We start from the raw sequence: 12789 nt of genomic DNA, 5'->3' as shown, positions 1-12789 counted from the left end.
TCGGCCGCGTGAGCACCGAGGCGCAGACGGACGGCAGGGCGGGCGGCAGGGCGGAGGGCGTCGGCGGGCAGCGGCGCTACCGCCGGGAGGACGTGGCCCGCGCGGCCGGGGTCAAGGTGCGCAACCTGCGCTACTACCAGGAGCGCGGGCTGCTGCCGCCGCCGCGCCGCGAGGGGCGGATCGCCTGGTACTCCGACGACCACCTGACGCGGCTGCGGCTGATCAGCGACCTGCTGGGGCGCGGGTACACGGTCAACGGCATCGGCGAGCTGCTGGCCGCCTGGGAGCAGGGCGGCGGGCTCTCGCAACTCCTGGGGCTGGAGCGGGAGATGACCCGCGGCTGGGTGCAGGAGGAGCCGGTGACCATGACCCGGGCCGAGCTGCGCGAGCTGTTCGGCCCGGGGGCGACGGCCGAGCACACCCGGCGGGCGGCCGAGCTGGGATACGTACGCCTGGAGGGCGAGCGGGTCACCTACCCGAGCCGGCAGTTGCTGGAGGCGACGGTGGCGCTGGTGCGCCAGGGGGTGCCGCTCGGGGAGATCCTGGACGCGGGGGATTTCGTACAGGTCCAGGCGGCGGCGCTGGCGGACCGGTTCGTGGCGCTGTTCCGACGGCACGTGATCGGTGCGGAGGGCCTGGGACCACTTTCGGCCAGCCAGCTGGATCATGTCCGGGAGGCGGTGGCGGCGCTGCGGCCGGTGGCCGGTGAGGTGGTGGCCACGGAGTTCGCCCGGGCGATGGGGCGCCGGGTGGAGGCGGAGGTCGCCGAACTCCTGCGTACGGAGCAGTAGGAGTCGGCCTAAAGGGTGCGCTCGCACAACCTTGCCAACCACCATTGGCACTCTTACATTCAACTCGTCGGTAACAAAGGTGCACAGCCGAGATAAGGACCATCTCATGGCAGACTCACCGAACTTATCCGAGGCCGGATCAGGCTCCCCCGCCGAGGCCGGACCGCCCGGCGACGAGCTCGTCAGAGACGGCGGCCGGGTGCGCTGGCGCCGGTTCGTGCTCCTGACCGCGCCCGCCGTCGCGGTCACCGCAGGCCTCGGCATCGCCCTCGCCGAGGGCGCCCTCGCCGCCTCCTTCGCGGTGTCGGGCCAGCAGTTCAAGGTGTCGGCGAAGAGCCTGGAGGGCGAGGGCTTCGCCCAGTACGGCAGCGTCGACGTCAACGCCCGCCAGGAGCTGATCCCGGTGGCGGTCACCGCCATCAGGGAGGCCAAGCTGCACCACCTCTGCCAGTCGGTGGTCACCACCCTCCCGGTCGTCGGGGACATCTCGCTGAATCTGACCGCCGGTCAGAAGTCCCCCGTCGAAGCCTCCAACCTGTTCGTGGACGCCACCCAGCTCGCCGGCGACGCGGAGTTCACGAACATCGAGATCGGGCGCGACGCCTCCACCCTCGACAAGGGCCCGGCCGAGGCGCAGGGCATGCAGGACCTGTTCGCCCAGCAGGCCGACAAGATCAGCATCAGCAATCTCCAGCAGACGGCGTGGGCGACCAACGCCGGCACCTTCAAGCTCTCCGGGCTGAGCATGAACATCAGCAAGGGCAAGAAGGAATGCTTCTGAGCCGCTGGCGGCGGTGGCGGCGCGGCAGGCCCTTCTGGGGCGGCCTCTTCGCCGTGCTGGCCGGGGTGTGGATCAGCGTGCTGCCGCTGGCCCCGCTGAAGATCATGCTCCAGCAGGGGGTGGCGGGCATCCCGTCCGTCCTGATGGGTCTCGTCATGATCGTCCTCGGCCTCACCGCCTGGTTCTCCCCCGCACAGCGCACCCTCGCCGGGATCCTCACCACGCTCGTCGCCACCGCCGCGCTGGTCATGTCGAACCTCGGCGGGTTCCTGATCGGCACCCTGCTCGGCATCCTCGGCGGCGGGCTGATGTTCGCCTGGCAGCCGTACGCCGCCCCGCGCGCCGGGGGCTCCGCCGCCCCCGCCCGGCCCTCCCCCGCCGGGAAGTCCCCCACTCCGCACCCCGATCCCCAAGGAGTACAGCCATGAGCCGAACGCGCACCGCGCTCGCCCTCGGAATGGCCGCCGCCGCCGCACTGACGGCGGCCTCCGCCACCGCCACCGCCACCGCCGCGCCGTTACCGGTGGCCGGGTCGACGACCGTCACCCCGGCCGGGCACGCCTTCAAGGCGACCCTCAGCGGGAAGGCCACCCTCAAGGCCGGTTCGGTCACGGTGACCTGTACGGTCTCCGTCGCCGCCGGCTCGGTGCCGGCCGCCCCCGGCAACCAGAACCCGGCGGGTCCGGTCTCCTCGCCCATCTCGCCGCCGACCTACAGCTCCTGCACGTCGAGCATGCCGGGCGTGACCCCGACCGTGACGACCAGCGGGTCCTGGTCGGTGTCCATGCAGAACGGCTCCCCGATCACCGCGACCATGACGGTGCCGGCCGGCGGACTCGTCGTGCAGACCACCGGCCTGGCCAACTGCACCGTCACCACCGCGCCCGGCGGCCCGGCGAACGTCCCCGGCAGCTGGGCGAACGGCGCCCCGTCGAGCCTGACGTTCACCAACGCGGTGGTACCCGTCACCGTCACCGGCGGCTTCGGCTGCCCGACGAGCGCGACCACGTCCACCTTCAACGCGGTCTACAAGGTCACCGACACCACCGACCCGGCCCAGCAGATCACCGTCACCCCCTGAGGCCCGGCGGCTCCCGCTCCGCGTCCCCGTTCCCCGGGCCGGTCGTCCCGGGGAACGGGGAAAACGCGTTGCGCGGCCCGGCCGCGGCGGACCAAGCTCGGGGCATGTCACAGAACACCGCTCAGCACAGCACTCAACACGGCGATGACCAACGGGAATCCGCCGGCAGCCAGAGCCGGCGAGGGGTCGCCGACCTCTTCTCCGGCGGGCGCCTCGTCGCCATCCCGCGCAAGGCGGCCCGGCGCGAGCAGCTGCTGGAGCACCTGACCGAGACCCTCTTCGCGGCCGGCCGGGACTACTCGGAGCCCGAGGTCAACGACGCGCTGCGGACCGTGCACGAGGACTGCTCCGCCCTGCGCCGCTACCTGATCACCTCGGGCCGGCTCACCCGGACCCGGGACGGCGGCAGCTACCGGCGGGTGACGACCACCCGGTAGTGGGTCGTCAGCCGCCCGTCGCCGCCGAGCACGTGGAAGGCGACGGCCGGCGGCTCGTCCAGGTGCACGTGGTGGTCGGGAGCCGTCCGCGTCTCCCATGGGAGCCGCAGGGTGGACACCACCCCGGGCGCCACGAGCAGCGGGCGGCCCGCGAAGGTGGTCGCCGCCGCCGTGTGCGCGTGCCCGCACAGGAAGGCGCGCAGGTGGGGGTGGCGTACGGCCAGCGCTTCCAGGCGCTCCTCGCCGAACTGCCGGATCCCGTCCACGTACGGGGTGTGCAGCGGGACCGGCGGGTGGTGGAAGGCGACGAGGACGGGCACCTCGTGCGGGGTCCGCGTCAGGATGCCGTCGAGCCAGTCGAGGGTGGAGTCCTCCAGCCGGCCGTGGTCCTCCCCCGGGACCGAGGAGTCGCACACCGCCAGGACGAAACCCTCGCCGCGCAGCACCTGGTCGACCGGGGCCGCGGAGGGCTCCTCCTCGTCCAGCAGCACCCGCCGGAAGGCGAGGCGCTCGTCGTGGTTTCCGGGGCAGATGACCAGCGGGTGCCGCGAGGTGAGCAGCTTGCGGGCCTCCTCGTACTCGGCCGGGCTGCCGTGATCGGTGATGTCCCCGCTGACCAGCACCGCCGCCAGGTCGTACGGGAGGCCGTCCAGGTACTCCATCACGGCACGGGTGCGTTCGGCGGCCCGGGGGCCGCCGTCGAGGTGGACGTCACTGAGCTGCGCTATCACGATCACGGGCGGTGGCTCCTTCGTCGCTGGTGCGGGCGGCCGGGACGCCCGGTGACGGTCGGTCACCGCGGCGTGGGCCGGGGTGTGTTCAACCTATCCGACGTGATCTCCGGCGGCGGTCGGTCCCGTGGCCGGGGAGCACCCGTGCCGCCCCGGTTGCGGAAGGCCGGGGGATGGGGTTCGTTCGAAGGGAGGCCCGGAACGGACGGGGTGAGCACTGTGATCTTCACCGACCGTGCGGACGCGGGACGGCGTCTCGCGGGCGCGCTGCGTCACCTGCGGGGCGAGGACCCCGTCGTACTCGGCCTGCCACGTGGCGGGGTGCCCGTCGCCTTCGAGGTGGCGCGGGCCCTGGACGCCGCCCTCGACGTGATCGTGGTCCGCAAGCTCGGCGTCCCCCATCATCCGGAGCTGGGCTTCGGCGCCATCGGCGAGGGCGGGGTACGGATCATCAACGAGGACATCGCCGGCCGCAGCCGCGCTTCGGAACGGGAGCTTGCCGAGGTCGAGCGCGCCGAGGAGACCGAGCTGGAGCGGCGGGCCCACCGGTTCCGCGAGGGCCGGGCGCGCGTGCCGCTCGGCGGCCGGACGGTGATCGTGGTCGACGACGGGATCGCGACGGGCGCCACGGCCGCGGCCGCCTGCGAGATCGCCCGCGCGTCGGGGTCGGCGCGGGTCGTGCTGGCCGTCCCGGTGGCGCCTCCGGACGCGGTCGCCCGGCTGCGCGGGGCGGCGGACGAGGTGGTGTGCCTGTCGTCGCCGCCCGCGTTCCGTGCGGTCGGCGAGTGGTACCGGGACTTCTCGCAGACCCCGGACGAGGAAGTGGTCGCCGTACTCGCCGAGGCGGCGGCCCGGCACGGAGCCGTCCCGGGGACCGCGGAGGGGTCTGCGGCCTCGCCGGAATCCGGATGATCGCGGCGCGCTGCCGTGATGGGATGGCGGGGTCGAGACCAGCCGCTCCGGAGAGCGTCCGCAAAGGAGTCCCCGTGCCCCTGCCCCCGTCCGTCCACGCCCTCGCCCTCGCCCTCGCCCTCCGGTGGGTGGCGGCATGAGCCGGGGCGTACTGGTCACCGGCGCGTCCCGGGGCATCGGGCGGGCCGTCGCCACGGCCTTCGCCCGGCAGGGGGACCGGGTCGCCGTGCACTCCTCCGCCCGGCACTCCGACGCCGAGGAGACCCTGGCCCTGCTCGACGGGACGGGCCACGCCCTCGTCAGCGGAGACCTCGCCGACCCGTCCCGCGTGGAGGCCCTGGCCGCCGAGGCCGCGGAGGCGCTCGGCGGGGTGGACGTCCTGGTCAACAACGCCGCCGCGATGGTGCGGCACCCGCTGCCCTCCACCTCGTACGCGGACTGGCAGGAGGCGTGGCAGCGCACGGCCGCGGTGAACCTGTTCGGCGCCGCCAATCTCAGCTACTGCGTGGCCCGCCGGATGATCGACGACGGCCGGACCGGGCACATCGTGAACGTCGGCTCGCGCGGCGCGTTCCGCGGTGAGCCCGACCACCCCGCGTACGGGGCCACCAAGGCCGCCCTGCACGCCTTCGGCCAGTCCCTGGCCGTCTCCCTCGCCCCGCACGGCATCGCGGTCGCTTCCGTGGCACCGGGATTCGTCGCCACCGAACGGGTCTCCGGCCGGCTGGGCGGGGCGGAGGGCGAGCAGATCCGCGCCCAGAGCCCCTTCGGCCGGGTGGCGGAACCGGAGGAGATCGCGGCCGCCGTGCTGTACCTGGCCTCGCCGGCGGCGGTGTGGAGCTCGGGCGCGGTGCTCGACGTCAACGGGGCCTCGTACCTGCGCTGAGCGCGGCCCAGGGGGCTCCGTACCCGCGCCGGGTGCGCGGGGGTCACCCCCGGTAGGCCTCCAGGAGCCGGAGCCAGACCTCGCTGATGGTGGGGAAGGCGGGGACCGCGTGCCACAGCCGGTCGAGCGGGACCTCCCCCGCGACGGCGATCGTCGCCGCGTGCAGCAGTTCGGCGGCGCCGGGGCCCACGAAGGTGGCGCCCAGCAGCACCTGCCGGTCGAGGTCGACGACGATCCGTGCCCGGCCCCGGTAGCCGTCGGCGTACAGCCCGGCGCCGGAGACCTTCCCCAGGTCGTGGTCCACGGCGCGGACCCGGTGGCCGGCCCTCTCCGCCTCGGCGAGGGTGAGGCCGACCGCCGCCGCCTCCGGGTCGGTGAAGACGGCCTGCGGCAGGGCCGCCGTGTCGGCGGTGGCCGCGTGCGCGCCCCAGCGGCCGGTGTCGGGGGCGGGGGCGCCCGGCCCGGCCGCCCGGGCGGCGATGGCGGCGCCCGCGATGCGGGCCTGGTACTTGCCCTGGTGGGTGAGGAGCGCGCGGTGGTTGACGTCGCCGACGGCGTACAGCCAGTCGTGGCCGGTGACCCGGCAGCTCTCGTCGACCCCGATCCAGTCGCCGGGCGTCAGCCCGACGGTGTCCAGCCCGATGTCCTCGGTCCGGGGCGCGCGGCCCGTCGCCATCAGCAGTTCGTCGCCCTCCAGCAGCTCGCCGCCCTCCAGGACCACCGTGACCGGGCCGGTCGGACCGTCCCGTACGACCGCCTCCACCGACACCCCGGTACGGACGACCGCGCCGGCCTCGGCCAGCGCCTCGGCGACCAGCTCGCCCGCGAAGGGCTCCATCCGGGGCAGCAGCCCGGAGCCCCGTACGAGGACGGTGACCCGGGAGCCGAGGGCCTGCCAGGCCGTGGCCATCTCGGCGGCCACGACGGAGCCGCCGACGATCAGCAGCCGGCCGGGCACCTCCCGGGCGGAGGTCGCCTCGCGGCTGGTCCACGCCCCCGCCCCGGCGAGGCCGGGCACGTCCGGGAGCACGGCCCGGCTGCCGGTCGCGACGACCACGGCGTACCGGGCGGAGAGCACGTGGTGCACGCCCTCGGGGCTGGTGACGGCGACCTTGCGGATGCCGTAGAGGCGGCCGTGGCCCCGGTAGAGGTGGGCTCCGACGGAGTCGAGCCAGTCGAGCTGGCCCTCGTCGTTCCAGTGGCCCGTCCAGTGGTCGCGGTGCGCGAAGACCGCTTCGGCGTCGAGCGGCCCCCGGACGGAGTCGGCGAGCCCCGGCACCCGGCGGGCGTCGGCGCGGGCGAGCGCGGGGCGCAGCAGGGCCTTGCTGGGGATGCAGGCCCAGTACGAGCACTCCCCGCCGACGAGCTCGCTCTCCACCAGGGCCGTGCTCAGCCCGGCGGCGCGGGTCCGGTCGACGATGTTCTCGCCGGCCGGGCCCCCGCCGAGCACCACGACGTCGTACTCCACGGCTTCGGTCATACGGTCCAGTGTCACCGCAGTCCCGCGGCCGCGTGCGGCAATCCCGGGCCTGCGGCGTGCCGGGGCCGGCTACGCTCCGGGCCCGTCCTTCGGCTGGGAGGCGGCGATCTGCGCCCGGACCTCGTCCATGTCGAGGGCGCGGGCCTGGCCGATGAGATCGCTCAGGGCGGCCTCCGGCAGGGCTCCGGGCTGCGCGAAGACCGCCACCTGGTCCCGGACGATCATCAGTGTCGGGATCGAGGTGATCTGGAAGGCGGCGGCCAGCTCCTGCTGGGCCTCGGTGTCCACCTTGGCGAAGACGAGGTCGGGGTTGGCCTCCGCGGCCTTCTCGTAGACCGGGGCGAACTGGAGGCAGGGGCGGCACCAGCCCGCCCAGAAGTCGATCAGCACGAACGGGTTCTCGCTGACCGTCTCGTCGAAGTTCTCCTTGGTGAGCTCGACAGTAGCCACGGTGTCCAGACCTCCTGTTTGCGGGGTGTCCTGAAGGAACGAACGGCCGCCCTTCCGCATTCCTGACGAGCGGGACAGGGCCGGGGAGCCAGGAAACCACGGGAACACCCCTCGGGCGGATCCCGTCAGAAGGGGTGACCGGGCGGGGAGGGGCGGGCCGTGGTCCAGCGCAGTTCGGTGAAGGCGTCCAGGTTGGCCTCCCCGCCGAACCGGGCCCCCGTACCCGAGGCGCCGATCCCGCCGAAGGGGGCCACCGCCTCGTCGTTCACGGTCTGGTCGTTGACGTGCACGATCCCGGTCGGTATGCGCCGCGCCAGCTCCAGGCCGTGCGCCGCGTCGGCCGTGACGATGCCCAGGGAGAGCCCGTACGGGCCCGCCGAGGCCAGCTCCACCGCCTCCTCCTCCGTCGCGAAGGAACGTACGGGCGCCACGGGGCCGAAGACCTCCTGCGCGTAGGCGGGGGTGTCGTCGGCCACGCCCGCCAGCACGGTCGGCCGGTAGAAGAGGTCCCGGTGCGTGCCGCCCGCGAGCAGCTTGGCGCCCTGCCCGACGCTGGCCTCGACCAGGCCGTGGACCCGCTCCAGCTGGCTCCGGTCGATCAGCGGGCCCAGGTGGACGCGCTCGCGGAAGGGGTCGCCGACGGCGAGGGCCTCGGCACGGGCCGCGAGCCGCTCCACGTACTCGTCGTACAGCGAGGTGTGGACGAGGTGGCGGCCCGCGGTCATGCAGATCTGGCCCTGGTGGAAGAAGGAACCCCAGGAGGCCTGCGCGACGGCGGCCTCGACGTCGGCGTCGTCCAGTACGACGAGGGCCGAGTTGCCGCCCAGCTCCAGGTGTGCACGCTTGAGGTGACGGCCCGCCAGCTCGCCGACGGCCCGGCCGGCGGCGGTGGACCCGGTGAAGGAGATCACGCGAACGAGCGGGTCGGCGACCACCGCGGCGCCCGTATCGGCCCCGCCGGGCAGCACGTGCAGCAGCCCGGCCGGCAGTCCGGCCTCCGCGAGGACGGCGGCCAGGGCGAGGCCGCCGCTGACGGCGGTGCGGCGGTCCGGCTTGAGGAGGACCGCGTTGCCGAGCGCGAGGGCGGGGGCGACGGAGCGGATGGAGAGGATCAGCGGGGCGTTGAACGGGGCGACGACGCCGACCACCCCGGCCGGGACGCGGCGGGTGAAGGAGAGGCGCGGCGCCTCGCTCTGCAGCACCTGCCCGGCGGGGCGCGAGGCCAGCGCGGCGGCCTCGTAGCACTCCTGGGCGGCCACGTGCAGTTCGAAGTCCGCCTTGCCCGGTATGGAGCCCGACTCCCGGACCAGCCACTCGCGCAGCTCGTCCGCGTGGGCCGCGAAGAGGTCCCCGGCACGGCGCAGTACGGCCGCCCGCTCCAGGTGGGTGGCCCGCTCCCAGTCCCGCTGCGCGGCCCGGGCCCGCAGGGCCGCCTCGGCGACGTCGGCGGGGGCGGCGAGGTCGACTGTGGCGAGGCTGCGGCCGGTCGCCGGTTCGACGACCGGGCCGGTACCGCCGGTGAGTGTGGGTCCGTCCTGCCAGAGGGTCGGGTCGAGCAGCGGCATGGCGCGGGGCCTCCGGGTGGGGATGGGCGGGCGGGGCGGTGGGCGGCAGCAGGCGCCATCGTGCCAGACCGGAGGCATCATCTCTGTTCAGTTATTGGGCAGTTGAGGGCACCACGTGACCGGAAATGATCGACGGGGTCCCCCGGCCGCCCGGGGGCTCAGCGTTCCAGGACGAGGGCGATGCCCTGGCCCACGCCGATGCACAGCGCCGCCATCCCGGTACCCGAACCGGCCGCCGCCAGCTGGTGCGCCACCGAACCCGCCAGCCGGGCGCCCGAAGCGCCGAGGGGGTGCCCGATGGCGATGGCGCCGCCGCGCGGGTTGACCACCGCCGGGTCCAGCTCCGGCCAGGCGGCGAGACAGCCCAACGCCTGCGCGGCGAACGCCTCGTTGAGCTCGAACGCGGTCAGGTCCGGGAGGGAACGGCCCGCCTTGGCGAGGGCCCGCTCCACGGCGTCGACCGGGCCGAGGCCGAAGAGCTGCGGCTCGATGCCGGTGACGGCGGAGGCCCTGATCCGGGCGAGCGGCTCGCGGCCTGTGGCCGCCAGGCCCTCCTCGTCGGTGAGCAGCAGGGCCGCGGCGCCGTCGTTCAGGGGGGAGGCGTTGGCGGCGGTGACGGTGCCCGAGCCGTCCGTCCGGAAGGCCGGCTTGAGGCGGGCGAGCGCCTCGGGGGTGGAACCCTCGCGGATGCACTCGTCGCGCGGGAGGTCCGCGCCGGGGTAGGGGACGACCTCGTCGCCGTACAGCCCGTCGGCCCAGGCGGCCGCGGCCTTGCGGTGGCTCTCCAGCGCGAAGGCGTCCTGGGCCTCGCGGGTGATGCCGTGCTTCTCGGCGACGAGCTCGGCGCCCTCACCGAGGGAGGCGGTCCACTCGGCGGGCATCCGGGGATTGGTCATCCGCCAGCCGAGGGTGGTGGACCACATCTGCTGGTGTCCGGCGGGGAACGCGCGCTCGGGCTTCTCCACCACCCAGGGGGCGCGGGACATCGACTCGACACCGCCCGCGATGGCGATGGAGGCGTCGCCGAGCGCGATGGCGCGGGCCGCCTGGATCACGGCCTCGAGGCCGGATCCGCAGAGCCGGTTGACGGTGACGCCGGGGACCGTCACCGGCAGGCCGGCCAGCAGCACCGCCATGCGGGCGACGTCGCGGTTGTCCTCGCCGGCGCCGTTGGCGTCACCGAAGACGACGTCGTCGATGCGGGCGGGGTCGAGGTCGGGCGTACGGTCCACCAGCGCGCGCACGACGTGCGCCGCGAGGTCGTCCGGGCGGACCCCGGCCAGGGCTCCGCCGAACTTGCCGATCGGGGTGCGGACGGCGTCGACGACGTAGACGTCGCGGACGGTGCGGATGCTCATGGCGGCTCTCCTGGACGACTCCGTACGGTCGGCGGCGGGCCGGTGCCGGAGTGGGCACCGGGACACGCCCCCGGGCACGCCCGGTGGGGCGCGCCCGCAGTCTCCGCCGCGGCGTCGGTGCGTGTCAACGGTGGACGGGGTGGCCCTTGCCCCGGCCGGGCGGGAGCCGGGTGGCGGGCGGCGTTGCCCGCCGGGCGGGGTTCCGGGGGTGCCGGGTGACCGGTGGGCCGGGGTCGGGAGCAGTCAGGAGCCGTACGGGTTGAGTGCCCGGAAGCGGACGGTGTCGCTGCGGCGGTCGAACCACTGGTTGGTGGAGTAGCCGCTGCCTTCGCGGTCCAGCTCGTGCGACCGGACCCACTGCGGGTCCTGCGGCCCCTCGCCCTTGAGCGGCTTCTCGAACCACGAGGAGAAGTCAGCGGCCGGACCTTCGGAGACGAAGGCGTGGGCTGCCATCAGCTCGGCGAGTTTTCCCGGTGCGAGCCGCGCGAAGCCGGAGATCACCAGCTCTGGCGACGGTATGTCCCGGTCGCTGTCCCGGCTGCTCACCCACTTGGCGTCCCTGAGCGGGCCCAGCAACGGGAAGGCCCGCTCCAGCGGTGCGGTGTCGGTGTGCCAGTCCGCTTTGGCGCCGCTCGCCACTTGGCGCAAGGCCCACCAGGCGGGGAGGACTGCTACCCCCGCCCCGATCCCGATGCCGATGCCGATGCCGATCAGCTTCCGTCGCTCCAACACCATCCCCCTCACGCCTGTCTTCGGGTACCTATCGATCACGCCCTGAGGGGGCTGGGCGCTTGGCTTCGGAGGCTCAGAGGAGGACAGTCGTCGCCGTCACCACGGTGATCGCCACCATGGCCGCCTGGGTGTCGCGGATGGCGGCGCGGACGCTCTCGGCCGCCCACTGGCCTTCGGCTATCTCCTCCATCCGCGCGGCCACGGGCTTGCGCGGGCCGTCGGGGAAGGCCAGGCCGTGCAGCTTGGCGGAGTGGATCAGGGCGATGAGGCCGGCCGTGCGGGTGTCCGGCTCGGCACCGTCCAGCACGACCGCGCGGAGCCGGTCGCGTATCTCGCGCTCGACCGCGCCATCAGCCTCCGGGTAGCGGCGTACCGGGAACATGCCGAGCACCTTGCGCTTCTCCTCCGCGACCACCCCGCGCTCGCAGAGGCGCGCCACTGCCGCGGAGACGGCCTTGGGCTGGTCCTTCGTCAGCCACTCCGACACCCCGTGCTTGGCGCGCTGCCGCAGCCAGGTCCCGATCAGTTCGGTACGGCTGTCCAGCAGCGGCTCCCCGGTCGGGGTGGAATCCGTCAGCTCGAGGCGCTTGCCGGTGACCGAGACCTTTCCCGCCAGGACCAGTTCGAGCAGCAGGCCCCCCGCCACTGCCCAGCCGGCCGACTGCCGCTGCTGCGCCGAGCCGGACTCGTCGTCCAGGGACAGCAGAACGACCTCCTCCGCCAGTGTGATCGCCATTCCGCTACTCCCGCACGCTCATTGATCGTTTTCTCATGGGGTGAGACGCCTCGGGGGCGGGAGAAGTTCCCCGACGCGCCGTCAAGTGCCGGGGCCAAGACGCGGCAGCAGGCGATTCCCGAAAGCGGTCCTCTCGGAACCGGAAGGAGGACGGCACGCGCCGGGCGTGGCTCACGGTGTTCGCGGAGCCACTAGCCTCGCCCGCATGACGGCACTTTCGCAGCACGGCAGCAGCCACGTCGAGCAGCCCGGCAGGGACGGTCTCACCGCCACCGCCGAGGCCGATCCGCGTGCCATCGGCCCGGTCCGGACGGAGTACGCCCCGGACCCGGACGGGGACCCCGACCCGGGGGAGATCGTGTGGACCTGGGTGCCGTTCGAGGAGAACGACGGGCGGGGCAAGGACCGTCCCGTGCTGGTGGTCGCGCGGGAGGCGGGCGGGGCGACGCTGCTCGCGGTCCAGCTCTCCAGCAAGCGGCACGACTTCGACCGGGAGTGGGTGCCGATCGGATCCGGCCCCTGGGACGGCGCGGGCCGGGAGTCCTGGGTGGATCTGGACCGGGTGCTGCGGGTGCACGAGTCGGGGATGCGGCGCGAGGCCTGCGCGCTGGACCTGCCGCGCTTCCGCCTGGTGGTGGACCGCCTGCGCGAGCGGTACGGCTGGCAGTAGCGCGCGTCCGGCGGCCGGGCGGGCGCGCCCCGGTGGGGTGGGTGCTGGGCCTGGGGGCTCCGCGGTTGCGAGGGCCCGGCACCGGGTCGGGGCCCCGCGCGGTGGTGTGGTCCGTGGTGCCCCGGTGGTCCGTCGGGGGCGGAAGAGGCGGCCGTCGGCCGGCGCGGCCGGGCCGTTGA

At 74.4% G+C, this 12789-nt stretch carries 14 protein-coding genes and 1 pseudogene; 8 read left to right on the top strand and 7 right to left on the bottom strand.

What is annotated here, in order from left to right; translation table 11 throughout:
* Window positions 1–8 precede the first annotated feature (8 nt).
* From ACZ4WZ_RS03525 to ACZ4WZ_RS03505, 5 genes are all read left to right on the top strand, one after another.
* Entirely contained in the window at window positions 9–791 is a 783-nt protein-coding gene (locus tag ACZ4WZ_RS03525; protein WP_467884571.1) for a MerR family transcriptional regulator, read from the top strand.
* Window positions 792–1014: 223 nt separating this feature from the next.
* Complete coding sequence (locus tag ACZ4WZ_RS03520; RefSeq protein WP_467884974.1) at window positions 1015–1572, top strand: DUF6230 family protein; 558 nt, start codon at window positions 1015–1017, stop codon at window positions 1570–1572.
* The gene (locus tag ACZ4WZ_RS03515; protein ID WP_467884569.1) at window positions 1563–2000 is read left to right on the top strand and encodes a DUF6114 domain-containing protein; all 438 of its coding nucleotides are present in this window, start codon (window positions 1563–1565) and stop codon (window positions 1998–2000) included. Before ACZ4WZ_RS03520 ends, ACZ4WZ_RS03515 begins: the two co-directional genes overlap by 10 nt.
* A complete protein-coding gene (locus ACZ4WZ_RS03510) occupies window positions 1997–2653 on the top strand; it encodes a hypothetical protein (RefSeq protein WP_467884567.1) in 657 nt (218 codons plus the stop codon). Before ACZ4WZ_RS03515 ends, ACZ4WZ_RS03510 begins: the two co-directional genes overlap by 4 nt.
* A gap of 104 nt (window positions 2654–2757) precedes the next feature.
* Complete coding sequence (locus ACZ4WZ_RS03505) at window positions 2758–3090, top strand: DUF2087 domain-containing protein (RefSeq protein ID WP_467884565.1); 333 nt, start codon at window positions 2758–2760, stop codon at window positions 3088–3090.
* Here the strand turns inward: ACZ4WZ_RS03505 and ACZ4WZ_RS03500 are convergent.
* Window positions 3063–3827, bottom strand: coding sequence for a metallophosphoesterase (locus tag ACZ4WZ_RS03500; RefSeq protein WP_467884563.1), 765 nt, complete (start codon window positions 3825–3827; stop codon window positions 3063–3065). The two genes, ACZ4WZ_RS03505 and ACZ4WZ_RS03500, sit on opposite strands and share 28 nt — an antisense overlap.
* A 213-nt stretch (window positions 3828–4040) precedes the next feature.
* Here ACZ4WZ_RS03500 and ACZ4WZ_RS03495 point away from each other — a divergent pair.
* Together ACZ4WZ_RS03495 and ACZ4WZ_RS03490 are read left to right on the top strand one after the other, a co-directional pair.
* Window positions 4041–4673: pseudogene (locus ACZ4WZ_RS03495) on the top strand (phosphoribosyltransferase); the annotation flags it as partial.
* Window positions 4674–4869: 196 nt separating this feature from the next.
* Window positions 4870–5619: an SDR family NAD(P)-dependent oxidoreductase gene (locus ACZ4WZ_RS03490; protein ID WP_467884561.1), complete on the top strand. Its 750-nt coding sequence runs from the start codon at window positions 4870–4872 to the stop codon at window positions 5617–5619.
* Between the two features lie 43 nt (window positions 5620–5662).
* Here the strand turns inward: ACZ4WZ_RS03490 and ACZ4WZ_RS03485 are convergent, their stop codons facing one another.
* From ACZ4WZ_RS03485 to ACZ4WZ_RS03460, 6 genes are all read right to left on the bottom strand, one after another.
* Complete coding sequence (locus ACZ4WZ_RS03485) at window positions 5663–7099, bottom strand: dihydrolipoyl dehydrogenase family protein (RefSeq protein ID WP_467884559.1); 1437 nt, start codon at window positions 7097–7099, stop codon at window positions 5663–5665.
* Between the two features lie 69 nt (window positions 7100–7168).
* A complete protein-coding gene (locus ACZ4WZ_RS03480) occupies window positions 7169–7549 on the bottom strand; it encodes a thioredoxin family protein (RefSeq protein ID WP_467884558.1) in 381 nt (126 codons plus the stop codon).
* Between the two features lie 125 nt (window positions 7550–7674).
* Window positions 7675–9114, bottom strand: coding sequence for an aldehyde dehydrogenase family protein (locus ACZ4WZ_RS03475; protein WP_467884556.1), 1440 nt, complete (start codon window positions 9112–9114; stop codon window positions 7675–7677).
* 158 nt (window positions 9115–9272) lie between these two features.
* On the bottom strand, window positions 9273–10472 hold the full coding sequence (locus tag ACZ4WZ_RS03470) for a thiolase family protein (RefSeq protein ID WP_467884554.1): 1200 nt from the start codon (window positions 10470–10472) through the stop codon (window positions 9273–9275).
* A gap of 243 nt (window positions 10473–10715) precedes the next feature.
* Window positions 10716–11201, bottom strand: coding sequence for a hypothetical protein (locus tag ACZ4WZ_RS03465; RefSeq protein ID WP_467884553.1), 486 nt, complete (start codon window positions 11199–11201; stop codon window positions 10716–10718).
* A 76-nt stretch (window positions 11202–11277) separates the two neighbouring features.
* The gene (locus ACZ4WZ_RS03460; RefSeq protein WP_467884552.1) at window positions 11278–11940 is read right to left on the bottom strand and encodes a GOLPH3/VPS74 family protein; all 663 of its coding nucleotides are present in this window, start codon (window positions 11938–11940) and stop codon (window positions 11278–11280) included.
* 205 nt (window positions 11941–12145) lie between these two features.
* On the opposite strand from ACZ4WZ_RS03460, the gene ACZ4WZ_RS03455 reads away from it, so the two are divergent.
* Window positions 12146–12610 carry a type II toxin-antitoxin system PemK/MazF family toxin gene (locus tag ACZ4WZ_RS03455; RefSeq protein ID WP_467884551.1) on the top strand — a complete coding sequence of 155 codons (465 nt, stop codon included), beginning with the start codon at window positions 12146–12148 and terminating at the stop codon, window positions 12608–12610.
* The last annotated feature ends 179 nt before the right edge of the window (window positions 12611–12789 follow it).

It is taken from the genome of Streptomyces sp. NPDC029122, assembly GCF_055569445.1.
Note: the sequence above shows the minus strand (reverse complement) of the source record. Positions and strands in the feature narration are given on the sequence as shown.

Bases quoted from the DNA above. Each gene is read 5' to 3' on its own strand.
- ACZ4WZ_RS03470 (WP_467884554.1), bottom strand. From the start codon at position 10,472: ATGAGCATCCGCACCGTCCGCGACGTCTACGTCGTCGACGCCGTCCGC.
- ACZ4WZ_RS03455 (WP_467884551.1), top strand. From the start codon at position 12,146: ATGACGGCACTTTCGCAGCACGGCAGCAGCCACGTCGAGCAGCCCGGC.
- ACZ4WZ_RS03460 (WP_467884552.1), bottom strand. From the start codon at position 11,940: ATGGCGATCACACTGGCGGAGGAGGTCGTTCTGCTGTCCCTGGACGAC.
- ACZ4WZ_RS03505 (WP_467884565.1), top strand. From the start codon at position 2,758: ATGTCACAGAACACCGCTCAGCACAGCACTCAACACGGCGATGACCAA.
- ACZ4WZ_RS03475 (WP_467884556.1), bottom strand. From the start codon at position 9,114: ATGCCGCTGCTCGACCCGACCCTCTGGCAGGACGGACCCACACTCACC.
- ACZ4WZ_RS03515 (WP_467884569.1), top strand. From the start codon at position 1,563: ATGCTTCTGAGCCGCTGGCGGCGGTGGCGGCGCGGCAGGCCCTTCTGG.
- ACZ4WZ_RS03490 (WP_467884561.1), top strand. From the start codon at position 4,870: ATGAGCCGGGGCGTACTGGTCACCGGCGCGTCCCGGGGCATCGGGCGG.
- ACZ4WZ_RS03510 (WP_467884567.1), top strand. From the start codon at position 1,997: ATGAGCCGAACGCGCACCGCGCTCGCCCTCGGAATGGCCGCCGCCGCC.
- ACZ4WZ_RS03485 (WP_467884559.1), bottom strand. From the start codon at position 7,099: ATGACCGAAGCCGTGGAGTACGACGTCGTGGTGCTCGGCGGGGGCCCG.